Source organism: Arthrobacter sp. P1_B9 (assembly GCF_056406495.1).
The window spans coordinates 55,455-79,812 of sequence record NZ_JBFUAA010000003.1; the positions used below are offsets into that span (position 1 = coordinate 55,455).

Consider the following 24,358-nt stretch of genomic DNA (forward strand, 5'->3'; position numbering starts at 1 on the left):
TCCGCCCCTGCAAACCGCAGGGCCGTCTGATGGAAAAGTAAACTGGATCACAGCCCTTGTCGTCAAGTCTTTAACGCAACAGCCACATAACGAAATGGTTAGTTTCGCCGGATTCCGGCGTGCTGGAAGACCAAAGCCGTGGCCCCGAGGGCCTCGGCCCGGTCGCCCAGGGACGACATCGTGAGGGTGGTTGTCTCGCCTATGACCGGCACCGCGTGGCGGATCAGGCCGCGCCGGATCGGGTCCAGCAGCAGCTGGCCAAGGCCCGCCAGCGGGCCGCCGACCACAATGACCTCGGGGTTGATCAGGTTCGCCACGTTGCCCAGCGCGCGCCCGACGGCGAGCCCGGCGTCGTCCACGACACGGAGCGTGGCGGAGTCCTTCTCCAGGGCCTTGCGAACGATGTCCCCAGGCGAGAGCGGCCGGTCCTCGCCGCGGCTCAGGAGCTCGATCATGGTGGTGGTGGAGGCGATGGTTTCCAGGCAGCCGCGGTTCCCGCAGCGGCAGATCAGCCCGTGCTCGTGGATGGTGGCATGGCCGATTTCGCCGGTGATGCCCACGTTGCCGTAGTACGGGGCGCCGTTGAGGATCAGCCCCGCGCCGATGCCCGAGCCGATCTTGAGGAACATCAGGTTGCTGATGCCGCTGTGCGGCCCCCAGGTGACCTCGGAGAGGGCGCCCAGGTTGGCGTCGTTGTCCACAAAGACGGGGAGTTCCAGCGCTTCTTCTAGGCGTTTGAGGATGTTGATGCCCACCCATTCGGGCAGGATCGCGCCTTGCGCCACGGTGCCTGTGCGGCGGTCGATCGGGCCGGGAATTCCGACGCCGGCACCCACCAGGGCGCTGCGTTCCACACCGCTGTCCGTGAGCAGCCGGTCCAGCACGCCGACGGCGGCCTGGATGCCTTCCTCGGCGTGATGGCCCAGGGGCAGCAGGACCGACTCTTCGGCGATCACGTGGTAACTCAGCGAGGCCAGCACGACGCGCAGGTGGCGCCGGCCGAAGTCGATTCCGACGGCGACGGCTCCGTTGCTGTTGAGCCGGACGTTCAGAGCGCGCCGCCCGGAACTGGTGATCGGTTCAGTCGAGGCCAGCCCGGCGTCCTGCATGATTTTGACGATGTTCGAGACCGTGGCTGTCGAAAGCCCGGTCTGGCGGGCCAGTTCCGCCTGCGTGGATGGGCCCGCGAGGAGGCATTCGATGATCCGCTGCTGGTTCAAATGCCGGAGGGCGGACTGCGATCCGGGGTTCTTGGTTCGGCTCCTCGTTGAGCGCGTTGGTGAGGGCATGCTATGAAGCGTGACGCATTCGCGCCTTGTAGTCAAGAAGTTAACGCAACGATAACGGCCGCGCCGGTCGAATGTCGGGGAGAGGGCGGTCAGCACCCGCCGTCTCCGCGGCAAGGACGTTCTGCCCCGCCGGCACGCTGGCCGGGTGGAATTGCACCACACCCCGCGTTCCGGGCCACGGCTACTCTGGTCGGGAGAACCCGCCGCGACCGCGGAGGCGTCCGGAAACGTGAGGTGGTAATGGTGCTGCTGGCCCTGATGCAGGCGAACTCCGCCGTGCTGGACATCGAGGCGAACTGCGCCGCGGTGGAGGCCGCGGCGCGCAATGCGTCCGCCGCGGGCGCGCAGCTGCTGGTGACCCCGGAGCTCTTCCCCGTGGGCTACGCGCCGCGGCGGCTGCGGGAGGCGTTCGATCCCGGCAGGTTGCCCGCGCTCCGGGAAGCCCTGGCCGGCATCGCGCGGCGCAACAACATCGCCCTGGTCTACAGCCTGCCCACGCTGACGCCGGCCGGCGGGTGGCACATTTCCGCCACCCTGGTCGACGAGGCGGGCGAGGAGCTGCTCAGTTACGACAAGGTGCACCTGTTCGGCCCGGACGAGCGGGCGGCGTTCACACCCGCCGCGGCTTCCCCCGGCGTCGTGGATTTCCACGGGCACAAAACGGCGCTGGTCATCTGCTACGACATCGAGTTTCCCGAGTCGGCGCGGGCGGCCGCCCTGCGCGGCGCGGACCTGCTGCTGGTGCCGACGGCACTCGCCGGCGGATTCGACGTCGTGCCGCAGGTGCTGATCCGGGCCCGCGCCCTGGAGAACCAGCTGACGGTCGCCTACGCCAATCACACGGGTTCGGAGGATGACAGCGACTTCCGCGGCGGCAGCATCGTCGCGGGCCCGGACGGCTCGGTCCTGGCCGCGGCCGGGGCCGGGCCGGAACTGTTGTTTGCCGAGCTGGGTGAGACCGGCCGTGCCGCGGCAGACGGCATCGAGGACGCCGTGGACTACCTGCGCGACCGCCGCCCGGAGGTCTACCGCTCCTGGGGAGTCTGACCGGCAGCCGACGCCTGACCTGCGCTGGCCGGTGCACTGGACGCCTGACCTGCGGTGGCCGGGGTGGGCGGCTCAGGCTCGGCCTGGTACTGCAGGGCGATCCAGAGTTCCGCGCGCGCCTGGGCCTGGTTGAGGTCTAAGCCCAGCAGCTCAGCGATGATGCCGATCTGCCGGCGGACGCTGTTTCGATGCAGTCCCGTGGCCTTTGCCGTGGCGTCCCAGCTTCCGTTTTCGCCCAGCCAGGCCCGCAGGATGCCGAGCAGGCTGTCGCGGCGCTCCGGCTCGAGGGCGAGCAGGGGCGCCAGCAGATGGCCCGCCAGCAGGGTGCCGGCAGCCGGTCCCAGCAGGCCGGCCACCGACCACGTCACGTCATCCGCCCGGACGCTCCGGCGGCTCGTGAGAACGCGGTTGCGCAGTGAAGCGGCGTGCCGGTAAGCCTCCGGCAGGTTCGCGAAATCGGTGCCGCTGCCGATCACCAGGCGCCAGCCGAGCCGCTCCACTTCGGCGAGCAGGGCGTCGTCGACCTTTAACCGGGTAATGGCGGCAAAGCCGTACTCGGTGAGCTCCACGAGCTTTGTGTCGAACAGCCGCCGCCACTCCAGCAACGCCCGCACCGGAGCCTCACCCGGTCCGCCCGGGGTCCGGGAGCTGTCCGGGGCGGCGTCAATCCGGAGACCCTGCACGACCCGCAGCTGGCCGGACCGGGTGGAGGAGATGCTTTGGGCCAGCAGGTCCTTGAACCCGTTGACATGCCGTGCGGATCCCGAGGCCACGCTCTCCGGGTGCAGCAGCAGCGCCGTGGCCAGCTGGCTCGGGGCCAGGGAGCCGCTGATGCGCTGGCGGACCAGCAGTTCCAGCAGCCCGACCGCGGTGGAGACAACGCTGTTCTGGGCCGGGGTCAGCGGGGCGTCCGTGCCGAGGATGAGCGCGCCGAGGTTGGCGTCCCGGGTGCTGCGCAGCGGATACCCGAAGACGAGGGACGAGCCCGCGGCGTCGAACGAATCCATCTCGACCCGCGGACCGCTGCCGGCGAGCAGCCGGGCCAGCAGCGGCTGCAGGTCGGCGGAGTCAACTCCCGGCACGGTGCCGGCAGCGGCGCCGGCGGCCCGCGGACCGGGGGAGGGGCCCGAACCGCGGGCGCGCACCCGCCCGTCGGCGCCGACCAGCACGGCCCAAACCGGGACGCGCTGGACCAGGGCCGCGAGGAGTTCGTGCTCGGGGCGCGCGGACAAGACCGCGCGCATGAGCTGCCGGCTGGTGTCGGCCAACTGGCGGAAGGTCTTGGCGTTGTCCGACTCCAGGAGCCGGGAGAATTCCAGTCCCAGCGCGGCGAACGGGAGGCTCTCCGGGATGGCGACCAGGGTCAGGTTGTGCTGCCGGCAGGCCCGCACCACGGCATCGGGCACGGCGTTGAAGTACGGTTCCAGGCCAAAGCCCAGGGCGCCCACGCGGGCCTGGACCAGGCGCCGCACGTAAGCGTCCACCGCCTCCTCGCTGCCGCCCCCGCCCACGAACGGCAGGCCGGCCGTGAGCAGGAACTCGCCGTCGAGCAGGTAGGGGGTGGGATCTTCCAGTTCGCTGGGCTCCACCCAGCGCAGGCGCTCCTGGCCGTTGCCGCCGTCGTGCACGACGGCCAGTGCCGGCAACTGGCCCAGGAACTGCGCCAGAGTGACGAAGCCGAGCCGCTCCGGGTCCTCAGCAGCCACGGCCGCGGCCCCCGTGCCGGCCGCCCGGCCGGCGGAGTCCAAGTGCATTAAGTCTCATGAGTGAAGACTACAGGTCGTTTTGCACAACCTTGAGAGGTGGCTCACACGCCTAGGGTTGGTTCGGGAAACCGACCACTACTGAAGATAAGGACGTCAATGATGACTGTGCCAACTCTGATCGGCGAACGCCCGCCGGCGGAAGCCGGCCGTCCCGGGCTCACCGCCCAGCTCCTGCGCCGCAAGCCGATCGGACAGCTGGTCCGCGAGGCCGAGACCGGACACGGCGGCACGCGGCTGGTCCGCAGCTTCGGTGTCCTGCAGCTGACCATGATCAGCGTCGGCGCCACCCTGGGCACCGGCATCCTGGTCATCCTGGGCCAGTCGGTGCCGCTCGCCGGCCCGGCCATCTGGATCTCCTTCGCCATCGCCGGCTTCGCCGCCCTGCTCTCCGCCGTGTCCTACGCGGAGATGGCCGGCCTGGTCCCTGCCGCCGGTTCCAGCTACTCCTACACCTATGCCACCATGGGCGAGGGCATGGCCTGGATCTGCGGCTGGTGCCTGGTGCTCGAATACGCCGTCTCCGTGGCCGCCGTCGCGGTCGGTGCGGGCCAGTATGTCAACGAGGCCCTGGCGGTCTTCGGCCTGGAACTCCCGGACGCCATCTCGCAACCGCCGGGAGCCGGCGGCGTGCTGAACGTGCCCGCAATCGTGATTGTCGCCCTGGCCACCGTGCTGTTGGTCCGCGGCGCCAAGGAGAGCGCCTGGATCAACACGGCGATCGTCCTGGTCAAGGTCGGCATCCTGCTGTTCTTCTGCGCCGTGGCCTTCACCGCCTTCAACGGCGGACACTTCGAACCCCTCATGCCGATGGGCGCCGCCGGCGTCTCCGCCGCAGCCTCCCGGGTCTTCTTCTCCTACATCGGCTTCGATGCCGCCTCCACGGCCGGCGAGGAGGCCCGGAATCCCAAGCGCGACCTCCCGCGGGCCATCCTGCTCTCCATGCTGATCGTCACCAGCATCTATGTGCTTGTGGCCGTCGCCGCCATCGGCGCGCGCCCCTGGGGCTGGTTCGACGGCACCGAGGCGGCCCTGGTGAAGATCCTTGAGGAAATCACCGGCCAGCCGTGGGTTGGCGTGGTGTTCGCCGTCGGCGCCGTGCTCGCCATCGCCAGCATCGTGCTGACCGTGCTGTACGGGCAGACCCGGATCCTGCTTTCGATGTCGCGCGACGGCCTGGTGCCCAAGGTCTTCGGCCGGATCTCGGCCCGGACCGGCACGCCGGCTGCCGGAACCCTGATCGTGGGCACCGCCGTCGCACTGACCGCCGGCCTGGTGCCGCTCGGTGCCCTCGCGGACGCGACCAGCATCGGTACCCTGTTCGCCTTCGCCCTGGTCAACGTGGCTGTCATCTACCTGCGGCGGACCCGGCCCGAACTCACTCGCAGCTTCCGCGTCCCGCTCTTTCCGCTGACACCGGTTCTCGGCGCCCTCATGTGCGCTTACCTCATGGCCAACCTCGGCGCCGAGACCTGGGCGGTGTTCGGGGCCTGGATGCTCGTTGGCTGTGCCGCCTACTTCGGCTACGGCCGGAAGAACTCCAGGGTGGCTGCGCTGAGCCACGAGGACTACCTTGACCTATCTAGCCGCCACCCTGACAACACCACCACACCCCAGGAAATGAAGGCAGAGATCTCATGACCATCGCCACCGAACTTCCGGCTCCCCGGTCCGCCGCTGAAGCGGGCGCGGCGCCCATCACCATGCTGAATCCGGACTTCCCGTTCAGCTACGACCACTACCTCGCCCACCCGGAGGGCCTGGGATCGGTGCCGCCCGAGCTGTACGGGACGGAGGTCGCCGTCGTCGGTGCCGGACTGTCCGGACTGGTGACCGCGTATGAGCTCATGAAGCTGGGCCTGCGGCCGGTTGTCTACGAGGCCGACAGGATCGGCGGCCGGCTGCGGACCGCCAGTTTCCCGTCCGCGCCGGGGATCGTGGCGGACCTTGGCGGAATGCGTTTCCCGGAATCCGGCAAGGCCTTCTACCACTACGTGGACCTGCTCGGGCTGCAGACCCGGGCCTTCCCCAATCCGCTGGCGCCGGCGACCTCCAGCACGGTGATCGAGCTCGCGGGCCAGAAATACTATGCCGAGACCGCCGCGGACCTGCCGCCGTTCTTCCGTGAGGTGGCGGACGCGTGGAAGGCTGCCGTGAACGACGGCGCCGCGTTCGCCGAGATGCAGGACGCCATCCGCGCCCGGGACACAGCCCGGATCAAGGACCTCTGGAACGCGCTGCTCCCGCAGTTGGACGAGCAGACGTTCTACGGCTTCATCGCCGGCAGCGACTCCTTCAAGGAAGCCGGATTCGCCCACCGCGAGGCCTTCGGGCAGGTGGGATTCGGCACCGGTGGCTGGGACACCGACTTCCCCAACTCGATCCTCGAAATCCTTCGCGTGGTCTACACCGACGCCGATGACCGGCACCGGCTCATCGACGGCGGCGCGCAGCGGCTCCCCGAGGCACTGTGGGAGCACGCGCCGTCGGGCATGGCCCACTGGCCGGACGGCACCTCGCTGGCCTCGCTGCACGCAGGCGCGCCGCGCGGCGCCGTGGACCGCATCGCCCGCGACGGCGGCGGCGACTTCCGGATCCGGGAACGCTGGGGTCGCGAATCCGCCTACCCGGCGGTGGTGACCACCTGCCAGTCATGGCTGCTCTCGACCAGGATCCACACGGACGAGGCCCTGTTCCCCGCCGAACTGTGGACGGCGATCGAGCGCTCCCACTACATGCAGTCCTCCAAGACCTTCGTCATGGTGGACCGGCCGTTCTGGAAGGACATCGACCCGGCCACCGGCCGCGAGGTCCTGTCCATGACGCTGACCGACCGGCTGAACCGTGCCACCTACCTGCTGGACAACGGCCCGGACCAGCCGGCCGTGATCCTGCTGTCCTACACCTGGAACGACGACGCGCTGAAGTGGCTCTCGCTCACCGCGGAGGAACGGGCGGAGCTCATGTTGCACTCGCTGCAGCAGATCTACCCCGGGGTGGATATCGCCAGCCACATCGTGGGCCAGCCGATCACGGTCTCCTGGGAGGCCGACCCGAACTTCATGGGCGCCTTCAAAGCCAACCTGCCGGGACACTACCGCTACCAGCAACGGCTCTTCACGCACTTCAAACAGGACGGGCTGCCGGCCGAACAGCGCGGGATCTTCCTCGCCGGAGACGACGTCTCCTTCACCGCCGGCTGGGCCGAGGGAGCCGTCACCACAGGGCTCAACGCCGTCTGGGGCGTGGTCAACCACCTCGGCGGCTCCACCCCCGCCGGGAATCCCGGACCGGGCGAGCTGCTCTCCGAGCTCGGGCCGATAGCCCTGGACTGAGCGGCGCCGGCCCCGGCGCCGGTTTCCTCAGGCGCTGTGAAGTTCGCGGTGCGCGCGTGCCAGTTCCTGATAGTGGGCGGCGTTGTGCTGGACACCGGCGAACTCCTCGTCGCTGAGCTCGCGCCGGACCTTGGCCGGAACGCCGGCCACCAGCGAGCGGGGCGGGATGACGGTGCCCTCCAGCACCACGGCACCGGCGGCGATGAGGGACCCGGCGCCGATCACGGCCCCGTTGAGGATGGTGGCGCTCATGCCGATCAGGCAGTCGTCCTCAACGGTGCAGCCGTGGACCACGGCGCTGTGGCCGACGCTGACCCGCGCACCGACGGTGCAGGGGAAGCCGGGGTCGGCGTGCAGCACCACGTTGTCCTGCAGGTTGCTGCCGGCGCCGACGGTGATGGCAGCGGTATCGGCGCGGACTGACACGCCGTAGAAGGCGCTCGAGTTCTCGGCCAGGGTGGCGTTGCCGATCACGGACGCCGTGGGCGCGACGAAGGCGGAGTCATGGACGGCCGGAGTGGTACCGGCGAATGCGTAGAGGGGAGCCATGCCTCCAGCCTAGGACACGCCCCGGCTGCTGCCCTTCAATGCCGTTGAGCTATCAGTTCTGGTTGCCATGGGCGCGGTTTAACCACCACAAGTGATAGCTCAACGGGAAAAGGAGGGTCAGGCGGGGGAGCGGAGCACCGTGAAGCCCTCGCCGCCCCACTCGCTCTCGCCACGCCACTCGCCCTCGCCGCGCGGGTCGGCCGAGGTGTGCGGGTCGCCTGAGCTGCGCGGTTCGGGTGCGGGGAGTACGACGGCGATCGGCGCGCCCGGTTCCGCCACCCGCCCGAGTTCGCGGACGACGTCGTCCCACTGTTCCGCAGGCAGGCCCGCCAGGGCGTCCACCGCCCACACTGAGGCAAACGCGGCATCGGCGAACGGCAGGGAGACCGGTCCGGCCACGGAGGCTTCCAGCCCGTGGGATCGGGCGATGTGGATGTTCTCCTCGGACTGGTCGACACCGGTGAAATGGATGCCGGACTGCACAAAGTGCAGCCCGTCGGCGCCCGGGCCGCAATCCAGGCCCAGCACGCCGTGCCGGCCCTCGTTCTTCAACAGCGCCACAAACGATTCGAGCCGGTCCCTGCGGGAGGATTCCATAGCTCCAGTTAATGACCGCTTCTAGTTAAAGACAACCGTCCGGTTGCCGTCGAGCAGGACGCGGTGCTCGGCATGCCACTGCACGGCCTGGGCGAGGGTCCGGCCCTCCACGTCGCGGCCCATCTGGACGAACTGCTCCGCGGTGCGCCGGTGGTCCACGCGGATGACTTCCTGCTCGATGATGGGCCCCTCATCCAGGGCCGCCGTGACGTAGTGCGCCGTGGCGCCGATGAGCTTCACGCCGCGGGCATGCGCCTGGTGGTAGGGCTTGGCACCCTTGAAGGAGGGCAGGAACGAGTGGTGGATGTTGATGGCCTTGCCCGTCAGCTCGGTGCAGAGCTCGTCCGAGATGATCTGCATGTACCGGGCCAGGACGGTGAGCTCGATGTCGTGTTCCTTCATCAGGACCCGGAGGGCGTCCTCGGCCTGGATCTTGGTGTCCGGGGTGACCGGGATGTGGTGGAACGGGATGCCGTAGAACTCCGCCAAACCCTCGAGGTCGCGGTGGTTGGACACGATGGCCGGAATGTCGATCGGCAGGGTTCCGGAGCGCTGCAGGAACAGCAAGTCGTTGAGGCAGTGGGCGGACGTGCTGGCCATCAGCAGGGTGCGGACCCTCCGCCCGGCCGGGTTGAGGCTCCACTGCATCCCGAAGGCCTGCGCCACAGGTTCCAGCGCCGCCTGCAGCTCCGCCTGGGCCGCCGCCGTCGTCGCCTCGACCCGCATGAAAAAGGTGCCCGTGCCCTGGCTCCCGTACTGCTGGGAATCTGTAATATTGCAGCCCGCCACCAGGAGGGCCCCGGCGACGGCGTGCACGATGCCAGGCCGGTCAGGGCAGGAAAGAGTCAGGATGTAGGAGGCAGTCAGGTTCTCATCAGTCACGAGGAACAGCCTACCTGCGCTTCAAGGGCAGTTTTGAAAGGGTTTTGGTAGTGTTAACCCGTCGCAACTGGCGTTGGATGGCTAACCATCAGGGAGCGGCACTCACGAAGACCACGGATCGTACGCCTGGGCCGAGGGTCATGTCTTACCGGTCGGCAGCATCACTGCTGCCGCACCGTTGCTGGTGCCCGCGCGGGGTGCCGGCCGCCGCTGTCGCGGCCCGCTGTCAAGGGGCCCGTAATCAAGGGGCGGCGCAACGGGCCAGCCGGTAGCCTGACCAATAGCCGTACCCGTTGCCAACCAGGAGTTCCTCGTGACTACTACCACCGCCACCTCAGCCGCCGTGAGCAACCAGCCGCTGGCCGAACTCGACCCTGAAATCGCCGCCGTCCTTGCCCAGGAACTTGGCCGCCAGCGCGGCACCCTGGAAATGATCGCTTCCGAGAACTTCGCCCCGCGCGCCGTGATGGAAGCCCAGGGCTCCGTCCTGACCAACAAGTACGCCGAGGGCTACCCGGGACGCCGCTACTACGGCGGGTGTGAATACGTCGACGTCGCGGAGCAGCTCGCGATCGACCGCGTCAAGGACCTCTTCGGCGCCGAATACGCCAACGTGCAGCCGCACTCCGGTGCGCAGGCCAACGCCGCCGCGCTCGCCGCCATGATCACTCCCGGCGACAAAATCCTGGGCCTGTCCCTGGCCCACGGCGGGCACCTCACCCACGGCATGAAGCTGAACTTCTCCGGGAAGCTCTACAGCGTCGCCGCCTACCAGGTCGAGGAAGATGACTTCCGCATCGACATGGACAAGCTGCGCGAGCAGGCCATCGCCGAAAAGCCCCAGGTCATCATCGCCGGCTGGTCCGCCTACCCGCGGCACCTCGATTTCGCGGCCTTCCGTTCGATCGCCGACGAGGTCGGCGCCCTGCTCTGGACCGACATGGCGCACTTTGCCGGCCTCGTCGCCGCCGGACTGCACCCGAGCCCGGTGCCGTACTCCGACGTCGTAACCTCCACCGTGCACAAGACGCTGTCCGGTCCGCGCTCCGGCGTGATCCTGGCCAAGCAGGAGTGGGCCAAGAAGCTTAACTCCGCCGTGTTCCCCGGCCAGCAGGGCGGCCCGCTCATGCACGTGATCGCGGCGAAGGCCGTGGCCTTCAAGATCGCCGGCACCGAGGAATTCAAGGAGCGCCAGGAGCGTGTGCTCGAAGGCGCCAAGATCATCGCCGAGCGCCTCGGCCAGGCCGACGTCGCCGGCGCGGGCGTCTCGGTCCTGACCGGCGGCACCGACGTGCACCTGGTCCTGGTGGACTTGCGCAACTCCCAGCTGGACGGCCAGCAGGCCGAGGACCTCCTGCACTCGATCGGCATCACCGTCAACCGCAACGCGGTGCCGTTCGACCCCCGCCCGCCGATGGTCACCTCCGGCCTGCGCATCGGCACACCGGCCCTGGCCACCCGCGGCTTCGGCGCCGAGGAATTCACCGAGGTGGCGGACATCATCGCCACGGCGCTGAAGTCCGGAGCTGCCACGGAGATCGAACCCCTACAGGCCCGCGTGGACAAGCTCGCCGCCGATTTCCCGCTGTACCCGCAGCACGAGCAGTGGTAGGCCATGACTTCTTCGCACACCGCAAAAACGGCTGAAACTGCACGGATCCTTGACGGCAAGGCCACCGCCGCCGCCATCAAGGCCGAGCTGACCGAGCGCGTGGCCGTGCTCAAGGCCCAGGGCATCACGCCCGGGCTGGGCACCATCCTGGTGGGCTCCGATCCCGGCAGCACCTGGTACGTCGGCGGCAAGCACAAGGACTGCGCCGAGGTGGGCATTACCTCCATCCGCCGCGACCTGCCGGAAGAGACCAGCCAGGACGAACTCCTGGCCGTGGTCCGCGAGCTCAACGAGAACCCGGAATGCACCGGCTACATCGTCCAGTTGCCCCTGCCCAAACACATCGACCAGGACGTCATCCTGGAGGCCATGGATCCCGAGAAGGACGCCGATGGCCTGCACCCGATGAACCTGGGCCGGCTCGTGGCCAACGTCAGCGGACCCATGAAATCCCCGCTGCCGTGCACGCCCAAGGGCTGCGTGGAGCTGCTGACCCGGCACGGGATCGACCTGAACGGCAAACGCGTCCTCGTGGTGGGCCGCGGCGTCACCATCGGCCGTCCCGTGGGTCTGCTGCTGACCCGCAAGGACGTCAATGCCACGGTCATCCTGGCCCACACCGGAACGGTGGACCTGCCGGCAGAACTGCGGCAGGCTGACGTCGTGATTGCCGCCGCCGGGCAGCCGCACATGATCAAGGCCGGGGACCTCAAGCCCGGGGCGATCGTGCTCGACGTCGGTGTCAGCCGGGTCGATGACGGCAGCGGCAAGGCAGTGGTCACCGGCGACGTGGACCCCGCTGCGGCCGACGTCGCCGCCTGGCTCTCGCCGAACCCCGGGGGAGTGGGGCCCATGACCCGCGCCATGCTGCTCGCGAACGTGGTGGAAACCGCGGAACGCCAATGGGCAGAGAAAAACCGCTGAGCAGAGGAACGCCGCCCGGGGCCCGCCTAAGGCTCCCGCGGTGGTTGGGCCGGCTTTCGGCGGGCCCAACCACCGCAGGATTCCGCACGTTCTAACGCCTGCCGGCATAACGGAACGGATACGTCAGGAGTTTTTACGAAAAGACTCTTTCATAGTTTGCGGGGATCCACTACCGTAGTGCGGGTGTCCGAACTTGCCTCTAAAGAATCACGCGCGAGCAGCCCCTCCGACGCCGCTCTCCCATACGTCATCACCGCCGAGAACCTGACCAAACGTTACGGCGACGTCACCGCCGTCGACGGCATTTCCTTCCGCGTTCCCGCCGGGGAAGCGTTCGGCCTGCTGGGCCCCAACGGCGCCGGCAAGTCCACCACGATGAAGATGATCGGCGGGGTCTCGCAGCGCACCTCCGGCAGCCTGAATATCATGGGCCTGGACCCCGAACAGCACGGGCCGGAGGTCCGCGCCCACCTGGGCGTCGTGCCGCAGCAGGACAACCTGGATGAGGAACTGAAAGTCCGGGACAACCTGCTGGTCTACGGCCGCTATTTCGGCCTGCCCATGAGCTACCTCAAGCCCAAGGCCGATGAGCTGCTGGAATTCGCCCAGCTCACCGACAAGGCCAACTCCAAGGTCGATGCCCTCTCCGGCGGCATGAAGCGGCGCCTGACAATCGCCCGCTCGCTCATCAACGAGCCCCGGATCCTGCTGCTGGACGAGCCGACGACCGGCCTTGACCCGCAGGCCCGGCACATCCTCTGGGACCGGCTGTTCCGGCTCAAGGAACAGGGCGTCACCCTGATCCTCACCACGCACTACATGGACGAGGCCGAGCAGCTGTGCGACCGGCTGATTGTGGTGGACAAGGGCAGGATCATGGCCGAGGGATCGCCGGCCAGCCTGATCCGCGAATACTCCACCCGCGAGGTCCTGGAACTGCGCTTCGGCTCGGAACGCAACGCGAGCGTCGGCGCGGAGCTCGGCGGCATCGGCGAACGCGTGGAAACCCTGCCGGACCGGGTGCTCATCTACGCCCACGACGGCGAGGCCGCCCTGGAGCAGGTCACCGCCCGCGGCCTGCGTCCGGTCACCTCACTGGTCCGCCGCTCCTCACTCGAAGACGTCTTCCTGCGCCTGACCGGCAGGAGCCTCGTTGACTAAGAAAGAGCAGCTGACTAAGCCAATTCAAGCAGCGGGAACGACGGCGGGCGCCGCGGCGGGGACGGCCCTGCGCGCGCACTCGCCGGAAGTCTCGGCCGCCCGTGCCCGCCGCTGGGGCGCGTTCTACTACGCCGAACAGGTCCTGCGGGTCATGAAGGGCTACGGCTGGACCATCGTGATGTACGGCGTGGGACAGCCGGTGGCCTACCTGTTCGCGATGGGCGTTGGCCTGGCCACCCTGGTCGAGGCCAACGGCGCCGGCGTCTTCGGCGGGGTCAGCTACCTGACGTTCATCGCGCCGGCCCTGCTGATCTCGGCGGCCGTCATGACGGCCGCCAACGAGTTCACCTTCCCCGTGATGGACGGCTTCAAGTGGCGGCGCGTCTACTACGGCCCGCACGCCTCGCCGCTGACTCCCGAGCAGATCGCCGGCGGCCAGATCATCGCCGTGACGGTGCGCTTCCTGCTGCAGTCGGCCATCTACTTCGCCGTCGTCGCGCTCTTCGGCGCCTCGCCCGGCGCCTGGGGCTGGGTGTCGATCCTCATCGCCACCCTCGCCGGCCTGTCCTTCGGCCTGCCGCTCATGGCCTACGCGGCCACCATCCAGCACGACAAGGGCCAGTTCGCCATGGTCATGCGGTTCATCGTCATGCCGTTGTTCCTGTTCTCCGGCACGTTCTTCCCGCTGGACACGCTCCCGCTCGCAGTCCGCTGGATCGGCTGGATCTCACCGATCTGGCACGGAACCGAGCTTGGCCGCGTGGTCAGCTACGGGTACGAGGAAGAGCCCTGGCTCACCGTCGTCCACGTCCTCTTCCTGCTGGGCCTGGCGGCTGCCGGCTGGATCCTGACCAAACGCCAGTTCGCCAAAAGGATGGCCTCATGAGCGTCCTGACCGGAAGTTTCAACACAGGGGACCACAGCGTCACCGAAGCCGCGCGCCGCCGCCGCTACGGGCCCATCTACTCCCGCAACGTCCGCGCCGTCGTCGCCCGCGGGCTCATGGCCACCAAAAGCAGCAACTGGATGGTCATGGTCTCCGGGTTCTTCGAACCCGTGCTGTACCTGATCTCCATGGGCGTGGGCCTGGGCGCCATTGTCGGGTCGGTCCAGGGCCCGGGCGGGCAGGAAATCAGCTACGCCGCGTACATCGCGCCGGCGCTGCTGGCCGTGTCCGCCATGAACGGCGCCGTCTACGACTCCACGTGGAACGTCTTCTTCAAGATGAACTTCGCCAAGCTGTACCAGGGCATGCTCTACACCTCGCTGGGGCCGCTGGATGTCGCCATGGGCGAAATCTTCCTCGCCCTGCTGCGCGGGGCCATGTACGCGACCGGCTTCACGGCCGTCATGGGCCTGATGGGCCTCATCACCACGCCGTGGGCCATCCTGATGATCCCGGCCTCGGTGCTGATCGCCTTCGGCTTCGCGAGCTTCGGCATGGGGATCACGAGCTACATGAAGACGTTCCAGCAAATGGACTGGATCAACTTCGTCATGCTGCCCATGTTCCTCTTCAGTGCCACGTTCTATCCGCTCAGCGTCTACCCGCAGTCCATCCAGTGGCTGATCCAGGCCATGCCGCTGTGGCACGGCGTGGAACTGCTGCGCCAGATCAGCGTGGGGGTGTTCACCCCGGCCACCGCCGTGCACATCGGCTACTACCTCGTCATGATTGCCCTCGGCGTCCTGCTCACCACGAGCCGGCTGCGCAAACTGTTCCTAAAGTAGCCGTCCTTCCAAAAAAGGAGACCCCATGATCGGAAAATGGCAGGCCCTCGTCATCGACTGCGAGGACCCGGACAAGCTCGCCGGCTTTTACCAGGAGCTGCTGGGGATGATCCGGGTGCAGGAGGACGAGGAATGGATTTCGATCGGCGACGCCGCCGACCGTCCCGCCGTCGCCTTCCAGCGGGTGGAACGGCTGGTCCGCCCGCAGTGGCCCGACGCCGAGCACCCGCAGCAGATGCACGTGGACGTGCTCGTCGGGGACCTCGACGCCGCCGAAGCCGAGGTGCTCCGGCTCGGCGCCACCAGCCTCGACGCCGGTACGGAAACCTTCCGGGTCTACACGGACCCCAGCGGCCACCCGTTCTGCCTGGTCCTGACCTAAACCTCCGTCCTGACCTAAACGCCGGTCCTGACCTAAACGCTGGTCCTGACCCAGGCCGGGCGCCGGGGCGGCGTTCGCCCGGGGTGGAAGCGGAACGGGCGGCCGGCCCCGTTTGCGATAATGGGCTCATGCAATCTCTGGGTAGCTCCTCGTCCACGTCCAACGACACAACGGCCCGCGGCCGGTTCTCCATGTTCCGCATCAGCGGGCCGGGGCTGCTGATCTTCATCATCGCGTTCGTGGTGGCCGTGATCTTCGCGGCCAACCAGAACGACGTCGTGGGCTGGATCGTGGCGATCATCGCCGGCTTCTGGCTGGCGCTGGCCTCCTTCGTCGTGTTCAGCATCCAGAAGGCCGCCAAGAAGGCCGGGGCCAGGCTGACCGAGGCCCAGAACGCGTTCAACGCCGCAGCGGGCCGGCCGCCGGCTGCGGGCAGCGCGGACCACGGCGGAACCCGCGTGGTGAGCGAAAGCCGCGCAGCGGACAGCGTCCGCGACATGAAGCTGGACCACTCCTTCAAGATTGTCCAGGTCCAGGTCCGGGTGGTCGAGCAGGAGCGGGCGAAGGGCGAGGCGGCGGACCGCGACACGATCAGCCGCGCCCTGGAGACCATCGAGATCACCGCCACCAACGCGCGGGACATGATCAAATCCCCGGGCGGCGATGACGCTCCCGTCAGCGGAACCATCATCGACTAGAGTGGATCGGGTGAGCTCGGCATTGAAGAAGGACCACCTTCGCATCGCGTCAGTCAACGTCAACGGCCTCCGTGCCGCCTACAAGAAGGGCATGGCGGAGTGGCTTGAGCCGCGCGAGGTGGACATCCTGTGCCTCCAGGAGGTCCGCGCGCCGGACGCGATCGTCGAGGAACTGCTCGGCGAGGGCTGGTACATTCTCCACGCCGAGGCCGAGGCCAAGGGCCGGGCCGGCGTTGCCATTGCCTCCCGGGAAGAGCCCCTGGCCACCCGGGTGGGGATCGGCGATGACTTCTTCGCCACGGCCGGACGCTGGGTCGAGGCGGACTACATCGTGCGGGACGCGGACGGGCAGGCTTCACAGCTGACCGTCGTGAGCGCCTACGTGCACTCGGGCGAGGCCGGCACACCCAAGCAGGACGACAAATTCCGTTTCCTCGACGTCATGGTCCAGCGGCTGCCCGAACTCGCCAAGCACAGTGACCACGCGCTGGTGGTGGGCGACCTCAACGTCGGCCACACGGAGCTGGACATCAGGAACTGGAAGGGCAACGTCAAACGTGCCGGCTTCCTGCCCGAAGAACGGGCCTATTTTGACCGTTTCTTCGGCGAGGAAATCGGCTGGAAGGATGTTCACAGGGGCCTGGCGGGTAACGTCGACGGCCCCTACACTTGGTGGTCGCAACGGGGCCAGGCCTTCGACAACGACACCGGCTGGCGCATCGATTACCACATGGCCACGCCCGCTCTCGCTGCTGCCGCAGTGTCAGCCGTTGTTGACCGGGCAGCGTCCTGGGACACACGCTTCTCCGACCACGCCCCGCTGGTAGTGGACTACCGGCTCTAGTCTTAAGGCTTCCACGAATGACCACCACTTCAACTGCGACCACTGTGGCCCAGGCCGGCGCCGCCCCCGACGCTCAGACCGCCACCGCGAAGGACGCCTCTGCGGCCACCACGGCCCGGCACCGCATCCTCTCCGGCATGCAGCCTTCCGCCGACTCCCTGCACCTTGGCAACTACCTCGGCGCCCTCGTGAACTGGGTCCGGATGCAGGACGAGTACGACGCCGTCTTCTTCATCCCGGACCTGCACGCGATCACCGTTCCGCAGGATCCTGCCGAGCTGGCGCACCGCACCCGGGTCACGGCCGCACAGTACATTGCGGGCGGCGTCGACGTCGACAAGTGCACGCTCTTCGTCCAGTCCCAGGTGCCCGAGCACGCCCAGCTGGCGTGGGTCCTGAACTGCATCACCGGCTTCGGCGAGGCGTCCCGGATGACCCAGTTCAAGGACAAGGCGCACAAACAGGGTTCTGACCACGCCAGCGTCGGGCTGTTCACCTACCCCATCCTGCAGGCAGCCGACATCCTGCTGTACCAGCCGCACGGTGTCCCCGTCGGCGAGGACCAGCGCCAGCACGTGGAACTCAGCCGTGACCTGGCCCAGCGGTTCAACTCCCGCTTCGGCGACACGTTCACAGTGCCGCAGCCCTTCATCCAGAAGGAATCCGCGAAGATCTACGATCTGCAGCACCCCACCGCCAAGATGTCCAAGTCTGCGGAGTCGCCGGCAGGGCTGATCAACCTGCTGGACGAGCCCAAGGTCACGGCCAAGCGGATCAAGTCCGCCGTGACGGACACGGAGACCGAGATCCGGTTCGACCGGGAGGCGAAGCCGGGCGTGTCCAACCTGCTGACCATCTACTCCTCGATCACCGGGCAAAGCGTCGACGCCCTCGTCACCGCCTATGAGGGAAAGATGTACGGCCACCTGAAGGCGGACCTCGCCGAGGTGGTCACGGAGCACCTGACCCCGATCCGGAACCGGGCCAAGGAGCTGCTGGACGATCCCGCGGAGCTGGACCGGCTGCTGGGCCTCGGCGCGGACAAGGCCCGGGAGATTGCCTCGGTGACCCTGCGCGACGTCTACGCCAAGGTGGGTTTCCTGCCCTATGCCGGCGCCCAGGGAGTCCGCTAGGTCAATGTCCTCCGTCAGCAAAGTCACCGCGAAAGCCGCCACGTCGAACGGACAGCGCAGCGAAGGCATCAGCATCGGTGTGATCCTGAGGTTCCCGGCGGACATCGCTGAGGAGCTCCAGCGCTGGCGGGCATCCTTCGGGGATCCCATGGCCGCCGTCGTCCCGGCCCACATCACGCTGGTCACCACCACCATGACGAAAGACTGGGCCGCGACCCAGCGCCATGTCCGGGACGTGGCACGGCGGCAGGAGCCCTTCACTGTGACCATCGCAGGGACCGGGTCTTTCCGGCCGGTGTCCCCGGTGGTCTTCCTGAACGTAGAGGACGGCTTCGGGGACTGCGTGAACCTGCACCGCCAGCTGCAGTCCGGCCCCCTGGAGCGGGAACTGCCGTTCGGTTACCACCCGCACGTCACCGTGGCCCACGATGTCGCCCCGGAAAGCCTCGACGAGGCCGAAACGGTCCTGAAGGATTACAGGGCCACGTTTCCTGTGGCTAGCATGGGACTTTACGAGCACGATGACAACGGCATCTGGCAGCTACGGGAAGAGCTTGATTTTGGGACCAAACCTGACCACGACAGAGGCCCGGACGGCACCGCAGGCGCCCGATAAGCCGCCGCTCCCCACCGATCTGGCCGGGCTGAAACTGGAAGTCATCCGCAAGAGGGTCGAATGGGGCCGGGCCCGGCGCTCCGGCGGCGGCATGGTCGCGTCCCTGATCGCGATGATGAACTGGCTCCTGGCCCGGCTGAACATGCTGCTGCCCCTGCGCGCATACTCGCACTACCTGCGTCAGCGTGGCCCGCTGTTGAGTGCCGGCATCGGCTTCCGGATGTTTTTCTCCATCACGGGCCTGTTGGCCACTGGCTTGTCCTTGGCGGGCCTCGTGCTCAGCGACCACCCGGCCCTGCTGGACCAGGTCATCAGGAGTGTGGCCGCCGCCGCGCCCGGCCTGTTGCAGGTCGACGGCAGCGAGGGGCTGGTTGACCCCTATGCGCTGCTGAACCCCACCAGCCTGGGTTGGGCCGCCGGGATCGCCGCCGTGGTGACGGTGTTCACGTCCCTGGGCTGGATCAGCGGCATCCGCGACGGTATGCGGAGCATGATGCAGCTCGGCCCTTTGGTGATGAATCCGATCCTGCAGATACTCAAGGACGTGGGCACGCTGCTGCTCATGGGGCTGGCCCTGGTAGTCAGCTCCGCGGCCTCGCTGATCTTCGGCACGGCCGCCGGATGGGTTACCGGGCAGCTGGGCCTCGAGCCGATAATTGCCGGGCCGCTGACGACCTCCGTCACGATCCTCGTCCCGCTGTTGCTCGGCTGGGGCACCGCCGTGATCATGTACCGGGTGGCCGCCGGGCTGAAGCCGGCACGGCGCTCCCTTCTGGAAGGGACCACTCTCGCCGCGGTGGGCACCACCATCCTGCAGATCTTCAGCACCCAGCTGCTGGCCAGCGCGGGCAAGAACCCCATTCTGGCGCCCTTCGCCATCATCATCGGCCTGCTGATCTGGTTCAACCTGGTCAGCCAGGTCTACGTGATCTGCGCCGCGTGGGTGGCGATCCGGGAAGAGGACCTCAAGGCCGGGCCCGCCGCCGCGACCACCGGCTGGGGTGCCCGGCGCGTCCAGCCGGGTAAAACCCCGGTAGAGCAGCGGGTCCGCCGCGGGCCGCTGGCCGCCGCGTTCAGGCGTCGAGGTACTGGTCGGCCCACGCCGAAATAATCTTCGCCGCACGGGCCGCCTGGCCTTTGCCGGTCAGGAGATGGTCGCTGCCCTCCAGCGACACGAAGCTGCGCGGGTGGCGTGCCGTCTGGAAGATGGTGCTGGCGTTTTCGATCCCGACCGTATTGTCGGTGGGGGAGTGCAGCACGATGAGCGGCTTGTGCAGCTGCCGGATGCAGTCCGTCAGGTCCGCGTTTTCGAGATCCTCGACGAAGTGCCGGCGGATCTCCACCCGCTTGCCGCCGAGGTCCACCTCGGCGCTTCCCTCGCTCAGGATGCGGTCCAGGGCCGCGTCAAAGACGTGGGCCACGTGCTTGGGGGAGAAGGGGGCACCCACGGTGGCCACGGCCCTCAGTTCCGGGATCTGCCGCGCGGCGGACAGGACAGCCGCGCCGCCAAACGAGTGGCCCACCAGCAGGGAAACCCGCCGGTCTGAGTCCCGCATGAATTCGGCGGCCTTGACGGTATCGGCCACCTTGTGGCTGAAGGACCCCTCCGACCACATTCCCGCCGACTCTCCGAGCCCCACGTTGTCGAACCGGAGCATGCCCACGCCGTTGTCCGCCAGGGCCTTGCACATCCGCGACGCCGAGGGGCTGTCCTTGCCCAGGGTGAAGCCGTGCGAGAACACCCCCCAGCCCTTGACCGGGCCCTCCGGCAGGTCCAGCACGCCGGAGAGCCGCTCGCCGGTGGAACCCAGGAACGAGACTTTTTCTGAGCGGGACAAAGTGTCCCCTTTCGTGTGAGGGCGAATCATTGAGGGCCGAAACGACGGCGGCGCCCCCACCCGGAAGGTGAGAGGCGCCGTCGTCGGTAACTACTGAAGGTGAAGCCGGTAATGCCGGCCGGCGAAACCGGTCCTTAGACCTTGCGGGACAGGATGGCCTGCTTGACCTCAGCGATTGCCTGCGTGACCTGGATGCCGCGGGGGCATGCTTCGGTGCAGTTGAAGGTGGTGCGGCAGCGCCACACGCCTTCCTTGTCGTTGAGGATCTCCAGGCGCATGTCGCCGGCGTCATCACGGGAATCGAAGATGAAGCGGTGCGCGTTGACGATCGCCGCCGGGCCGAAGTACTGCCCGTCGGTCCAGAACACCGGGCAGGACGAGGTGCACGCGGCGCACAGGATGCACTTGGTGGTGTCATCGAACCGTTCGCGGTCCTCGGCCGACTGCAGGCGTTCCTTGGTGGGCTCGTGGCCACGGTTGATCAGGAACGGCATGACTTCGCGGAAGGACTGGAAGAACGGCTCCATGTCCACGATCAGGTCCTTCTCCACCGGCAGGCCCTTGATGGGCTCGACCGTGATGGGTTTGGACGTGTCCAGGTCCTTCAGCAGGGTCTTGCAGGCGAGGCGGTTGCGGCCGTTGATGCGCATGGCATCGGAGCCGCAGACGCCGTGGGCGCAGGAACGGCGGAAGGAGACGCTGCCGTCCATCTCCCACTTGATCTTGTGCAGGGCGTCCAGGACACGGTCGGTGCCGTACATGGTGACCTTGAAGTCATCCCACGTGGCGTCCTCGGAGACCTCGGGGTTGTAGCGGCGCACGCGCAGCGTGACGTCGAAGGACGGGATTTCCCCGCCCCCGCCGACGCCGGCGGGCAGTTCGATCTTGGATGCTGGCTCAGCGAGTTCAGCGCTCATCTTAGTACTTCCTCACCATCGGCTCGTAGCGCGTAAAGACCACCGGTTTGGTGGCAAGCCGGATGCCGGCAATCGACTCGGCGGAACCGTCCGCCGGGGCGTGGTCATCCTTGTACGCCATGGAGTGCTTCATGAATTTTTCGTCGTCGCGCTCGGGGAAGTCCTCGCGGAAGTGGCCGCCGCGGGATTCCTCGCGGTGCAGGGCCGCCACGGTCATGACCTTGGCGAGCTCGAGCAGGAAGCCCAGCTCCACGGCCTCGAGCAGGTCCAGGTTGAAGCGCTTGCCCTTGTCCTGGACGCTGATGCGCTGGTACCGCTCCTCGAAGGAGGCAATGTCTTTCAGGACCTGGTTCAGCGTGTCGGCGGTGCGGAACACCTGCATGTTGGCGTCCATGGTGTCCTGCAGTTCCTTGCGGATCGCAGCGACCTTCTCGGTGCCGTCAGAGGTGCGGACGTGCTCCAGCAGGTTCAGCGTGTAGGCCTCCGGGTCAACGGGGAGCTCCACGAAGTCGGCGGTTTTGGCATACTCGGCGGCGGCGATACCGGCGCGCTTGCCGAACACGTTGATGTCCAGCAGCGAGTTGGTGCCCAGACGGTTGGAGCCGTGGACGGAGACGCAGGCGACCTCGCCGGCGGCGTAGAGGCCCGGGACCACCGTGTCGTTGTCCTGGAGGACCTCGGCGCTGATGTTCGTGGGGATGCCGCCCATGGCGTAGTGGGCCGTTGGGAACACCGGAACCGGCTCCGTGTACGGCTCCACACCCAGGTAGGTGCGGGCGAACTCGGTGATGTCCGGCAGCTTGGCATCGATGTGTGCAGGCTCAAGGTGCGTCAGGTCCAGGAGGACGTAGTCCTTGTTCGGGCCGCAGCCTCGTCCCTCACGGACTTCGTTGGCCATGGAGCGGGCCACGATGTCGCGCGGGGCGAGGTCCTTGATGGTGGGCGCGTAGCGCTCCATGAAGCGTTCACCCTCGGAGTTGCGCAGGATCGCGCCTTCGCCGCGGGCGGCCTCGGAGAGCAGGATGCCCAGGCCGGCCAGACCTGTCGGGTGGAACTGGAAGAATTCCATGTCCTCCAGGGGGATGCCCCGGCGGAACGCGATGCCCATGCCGTCACCGGTCAGGGTGTGGGCGTTGGAGGTGGTCTTGAAGACCTTGCCGGCGCCGCCGGAGGCGAACACCACGGACTTGGCCTGGAAGACGTGCAGCTCGCCGGAGGCGAGGTCGTAGGACACGACGCCGGCGACGCGCTTCTGCTTGTACGGCGTGCCGTCCTCGCGGACAGCGTCCTCTTCGACGGTCAGCAGGTCCAGGACGTAGTACTCGTTGTAGAACTCGACGTTGTGCTTGACGCAGTTCTGGTACAGGGTCTGCAGGATCATGTGGCCGGTGCGGTCGGCGGCGTAGCAGGCGCGGCGGACCGGTGCCTTGCCGTGATCGCGGGTGTGGCCACCGAAGCGGCGCTGGTCAATGCGGCCCTCGGGCGTGCGGTTGAACGGCAGGCCCATCTTTTCCAGGTCCAGGACGGCGTCGATCGCTTCCTTCGCCATGACCTCGGCGGCGTCCTGGTCAACCAGGTAGTCGCCGCCCTTGATGGTGTCGAAGGTGTGCCACTCCCAGTTGTCTTCCTCGACGTTGGCCAGGGCTGCACACATGCCGCCCTGCGCCGCGCCGGTGTGGGACCGCGTGGGGTAGAGCTTGGTCAGTACTGCTGTTCGGGCGCGCTGACCTGATTCGATCGCCGCGCGCATCCCGGCGCCACCGGCACCGACGATCACGACGTCGTACTTATGGACCTGCATACCAGACGCTCTTTCTCTCAAAATTCGCTATAAACCACCGGCAGGCCGCGCCTGCCCGGTGAAGTCTCGTGCAATCTGCGCCTGCGCTCGGCAGGCAAGATCAGTTGCCGTGACGGACCGCGGATTCCTGCCCGGACGGGCTGCTGTCCGCGGCGGTTCCGCCGCTACGGCTGAGTCGTATCGGCTGCGCCCTAAGGCGCGGGGCAGAAACCGCCGGGAAGCTGGACGCCGTTGGCCACGGGGCACGGATTGAACGTGAAGATGACCAGGGTGCCCAGGATGATGATGACCGTGGTGGCCGCATAGAGCACAATCTTCAGCCAAAGGCGCGTTGCGTCCTTCTCGGCGTAGTCATTGATGATCGTGCGGACGCCGTTGGTGCCGTGCAGCATGGCGAGCCACAGCATGGCCAGGTCCCAGAACTGCCAGAACGGGTCGGCCCACTTGCCGGCCACAAAGCCGAAGTCGATCGCGTGGATGCCCTCGCCGACCAGCAGGTTCACCGTCAGGTGGCCGAAGATCAGCACCACCAGCACGACGCCGGAGAGGCGCATGAAGAGCCAGGCGAGCATCTCGAAGTTGCCCTTGGAACCGCCAGTGCGGCGGTACTTGGGCTGGATCTTTCCGCTACCGGGTTTTCCACTACCGGGTTTTCCGCTGCGCGGACTCTGAATGGTTGCAGTCATGGCTTAGTGACCTCCAAGGGCGAGGGACAGGTGGCGGATGGAGAAGCCGACCATGACGACGACCCAGAGGCCCAGGACCGTCCAGAGCATCTGACGCTGGTACTTGGCACCCTTCTTCCAGAAGTCGACGGCGATGATCCGCAGGCCGTTGAAGGCGTGGAACACGATCGCCGCGACAAGGCCCGTTTCACCCAGGGCCATGAGGGGGTTCTTGTAGGCACCAATCACTGCGGTGTAGGCCTCGGGGGACACACGCACCAATGAGGTGTCCAGCACGTGGACCAACAAGAAGAAGAAAATCACTACACCGGTAATGCGGTGTCCAACCCAGGACCACATGCCTTCACGGCCGCGGTACAAGGTGCCAGCTGGTTTTGTCGGCACTGAATAAACCTCCCTGCAACACAGCGGCGCTGGCATGGGATCCACGCGGGGGGAACGCCTGCTGCGAGAGCACTCGTAAGCTCAAGCCTAAATCTAGGCTTCGCTCACAGCTTATTCAATTTGGGAACTCCTTGTTGACAGGCCCCGGCGCGGTTTTGCGTTTGTTTTG

General features: G+C 67.5%; 24 protein-coding genes. 14 read left to right on the plus strand and 10 right to left on the minus strand.

Annotated elements, in window-relative coordinates; genetic code table 11:
• Nucleotides 1–98: 98 nt before the first annotated feature.
• On the minus strand, nt 99–1,289 hold the full coding sequence (locus AC1D1A_RS05270; RefSeq protein WP_243180206.1) for an ROK family transcriptional regulator: 1,191 nt from the start codon (nt 1,287–1,289) through the stop codon (nt 99–101).
• 240 nt (nt 1,290–1,529) lie between these two features.
• Between AC1D1A_RS05270 and AC1D1A_RS05275 the strand changes: the two genes are divergently transcribed.
• The gene (locus AC1D1A_RS05275) at nt 1,530–2,336 is read left to right on the plus strand and encodes a nitrilase-related carbon-nitrogen hydrolase (RefSeq protein ID WP_476947287.1); all 807 of its coding nucleotides are present in this window, start codon (nt 1,530–1,532) and stop codon (nt 2,334–2,336) included.
• On the opposite strand, the gene AC1D1A_RS05280 is transcribed toward AC1D1A_RS05275, so the two are convergent.
• Nucleotides 2,315–4,090, minus strand: coding sequence for a PucR family transcriptional regulator (locus AC1D1A_RS05280; protein WP_476859174.1), 1,776 nt, complete (start codon nt 4,088–4,090; stop codon nt 2,315–2,317). The genes AC1D1A_RS05275 and AC1D1A_RS05280 overlap by 22 nt on opposite strands.
• 111 nt (nt 4,091–4,201) lie before the next feature.
• Between AC1D1A_RS05280 and AC1D1A_RS05285 the strand changes: the two genes are divergently transcribed.
• On the plus strand, nt 4,202–5,740 hold the full coding sequence (locus AC1D1A_RS05285) for an amino acid permease (protein ID WP_476947288.1): 1,539 nt from the start codon (nt 4,202–4,204) through the stop codon (nt 5,738–5,740).
• Nucleotides 5,737–7,434, plus strand: a complete 1,698-nt coding sequence (locus tag AC1D1A_RS05290) for a flavin monoamine oxidase family protein (protein ID WP_476856604.1) — start codon at nt 5,737–5,739, stop codon at nt 7,432–7,434. Before AC1D1A_RS05285 ends, AC1D1A_RS05290 begins: the two co-directional genes overlap by 4 nt.
• Before the next feature lie 27 nt (nt 7,435–7,461).
• Here AC1D1A_RS05290 and AC1D1A_RS05295 read toward each other — a convergent pair whose 3' ends face one another.
• From AC1D1A_RS05295 to purU, 3 genes are all read right to left on the minus strand, one after another.
• Complete coding sequence (locus AC1D1A_RS05295) at nt 7,462–7,983, minus strand: gamma carbonic anhydrase family protein (protein WP_223914204.1); 522 nt, start codon at nt 7,981–7,983, stop codon at nt 7,462–7,464.
• Between the two features lie 117 nt (nt 7,984–8,100).
• Nucleotides 8,101–8,580: a methyltransferase domain-containing protein gene (locus tag AC1D1A_RS05300; protein WP_476856603.1), complete on the minus strand. Its 480-nt coding sequence runs from the start codon at nt 8,578–8,580 to the stop codon at nt 8,101–8,103.
• 21 nt (nt 8,581–8,601) lie between these two features.
• Nucleotides 8,602–9,462: a formyltetrahydrofolate deformylase gene (gene purU / locus AC1D1A_RS05305; protein WP_476856602.1), complete on the minus strand. Its 861-nt coding sequence runs from the start codon at nt 9,460–9,462 to the stop codon at nt 8,602–8,604.
• A 313-nt stretch (nt 9,463–9,775) separates the two neighbouring features.
• Between purU and glyA the strand changes: the two genes are divergently transcribed.
• The 11 genes from glyA to AC1D1A_RS05360 all read left to right on the plus strand — a co-directional run bounded on the left by glyA (nt 9,776) and on the right by AC1D1A_RS05360 (nt 19,674).
• Nucleotides 9,776–11,074, plus strand: a complete 1,299-nt coding sequence (glyA, locus tag AC1D1A_RS05310; protein WP_476947289.1) for a serine hydroxymethyltransferase — start codon at nt 9,776–9,778, stop codon at nt 11,072–11,074.
• A gap of 3 nt (nt 11,075–11,077) precedes the next feature.
• Nucleotides 11,078–11,998, plus strand: coding sequence for a bifunctional methylenetetrahydrofolate dehydrogenase/methenyltetrahydrofolate cyclohydrolase (locus AC1D1A_RS05315; protein WP_230008086.1), 921 nt, complete (start codon nt 11,078–11,080; stop codon nt 11,996–11,998).
• 183 nt (nt 11,999–12,181) lie between these two features.
• Nucleotides 12,182–13,159 carry an ABC transporter ATP-binding protein gene (locus tag AC1D1A_RS05320; protein ID WP_043436284.1) on the plus strand — a complete coding sequence of 326 codons (978 nt, stop codon included), beginning with the start codon at nt 12,182–12,184 and terminating at the stop codon, nt 13,157–13,159.
• A gap of 10 nt (nt 13,160–13,169) precedes the next feature.
• A complete protein-coding gene (locus AC1D1A_RS05325) occupies nt 13,170–14,045 on the plus strand; it encodes an ABC transporter permease (protein ID WP_476871289.1) in 876 nt (291 codons plus the stop codon).
• Nucleotides 14,042–14,890: an ABC transporter permease gene (locus tag AC1D1A_RS05330; protein WP_476849124.1), complete on the plus strand. Its 849-nt coding sequence runs from the start codon at nt 14,042–14,044 to the stop codon at nt 14,888–14,890. Before AC1D1A_RS05325 ends, AC1D1A_RS05330 begins: the two co-directional genes overlap by 4 nt.
• A 25-nt stretch (nt 14,891–14,915) precedes the next feature.
• Nucleotides 14,916–15,272, plus strand: a complete 357-nt coding sequence (locus tag AC1D1A_RS05335; RefSeq protein WP_230009984.1) for a VOC family protein — start codon at nt 14,916–14,918, stop codon at nt 15,270–15,272.
• A 128-nt stretch (nt 15,273–15,400) separates the two neighbouring features.
• Entirely contained in the window at nt 15,401–15,970 is a 570-nt protein-coding gene (locus AC1D1A_RS05340) for a hypothetical protein (RefSeq protein WP_476947290.1), read from the plus strand.
• Nucleotides 15,971–15,980: 10 nt separating this feature from the next.
• Nucleotides 15,981–16,814, plus strand: coding sequence for an exodeoxyribonuclease III (locus AC1D1A_RS05345; RefSeq protein ID WP_476849121.1), 834 nt, complete (start codon nt 15,981–15,983; stop codon nt 16,812–16,814).
• A 17-nt stretch (nt 16,815–16,831) separates the two neighbouring features.
• The gene (gene trpS / locus AC1D1A_RS05350) at nt 16,832–17,947 is read left to right on the plus strand and encodes a tryptophan--tRNA ligase (protein WP_476947291.1); all 1,116 of its coding nucleotides are present in this window, start codon (nt 16,832–16,834) and stop codon (nt 17,945–17,947) included.
• A gap of 4 nt (nt 17,948–17,951) precedes the next feature.
• Nucleotides 17,952–18,563 carry a 2'-5' RNA ligase family protein gene (locus AC1D1A_RS05355; protein ID WP_223914197.1) on the plus strand — a complete coding sequence of 204 codons (612 nt, stop codon included), beginning with the start codon at nt 17,952–17,954 and terminating at the stop codon, nt 18,561–18,563.
• Nucleotides 18,508–19,674, plus strand: coding sequence for a YihY/virulence factor BrkB family protein (locus AC1D1A_RS05360; protein WP_476947417.1), 1,167 nt, complete (start codon nt 18,508–18,510; stop codon nt 19,672–19,674). Before AC1D1A_RS05355 ends, AC1D1A_RS05360 begins: the two co-directional genes overlap by 56 nt.
• Here AC1D1A_RS05360 and AC1D1A_RS05365 read toward each other — a convergent pair.
• The 5 genes from AC1D1A_RS05365 to sdhC form a co-directional block, all read right to left on the minus strand.
• Complete coding sequence (locus tag AC1D1A_RS05365; RefSeq protein WP_476947292.1) at nt 19,637–20,401, minus strand: alpha/beta hydrolase family protein; 765 nt, start codon at nt 20,399–20,401, stop codon at nt 19,637–19,639. The two genes, AC1D1A_RS05360 and AC1D1A_RS05365, sit on opposite strands and share 38 nt — an antisense overlap.
• Nucleotides 20,402–20,535: 134 nt before the next feature.
• Nucleotides 20,536–21,318, minus strand: coding sequence for a succinate dehydrogenase iron-sulfur subunit (locus tag AC1D1A_RS05370; RefSeq protein ID WP_026537821.1), 783 nt, complete (start codon nt 21,316–21,318; stop codon nt 20,536–20,538).
• Nucleotide 21,319: 1 nt separating this feature from the next.
• The gene (gene sdhA / locus AC1D1A_RS05375; RefSeq protein WP_476849119.1) at nt 21,320–23,119 is read right to left on the minus strand and encodes a succinate dehydrogenase flavoprotein subunit; all 1,800 of its coding nucleotides are present in this window, start codon (nt 23,117–23,119) and stop codon (nt 21,320–21,322) included.
• Between the two features lie 191 nt (nt 23,120–23,310).
• The gene (locus AC1D1A_RS05380; RefSeq protein ID WP_476859163.1) at nt 23,311–23,805 is read right to left on the minus strand and encodes a succinate dehydrogenase hydrophobic membrane anchor subunit; all 495 of its coding nucleotides are present in this window, start codon (nt 23,803–23,805) and stop codon (nt 23,311–23,313) included.
• Nucleotides 23,806–23,808: 3 nt separating this feature from the next.
• Entirely contained in the window at nt 23,809–24,189 is a 381-nt protein-coding gene (sdhC, locus tag AC1D1A_RS05385; protein ID WP_079553238.1) for a succinate dehydrogenase, cytochrome b556 subunit, read from the minus strand.
• Nucleotides 24,190–24,358: the final 169 nt, after the last annotated feature.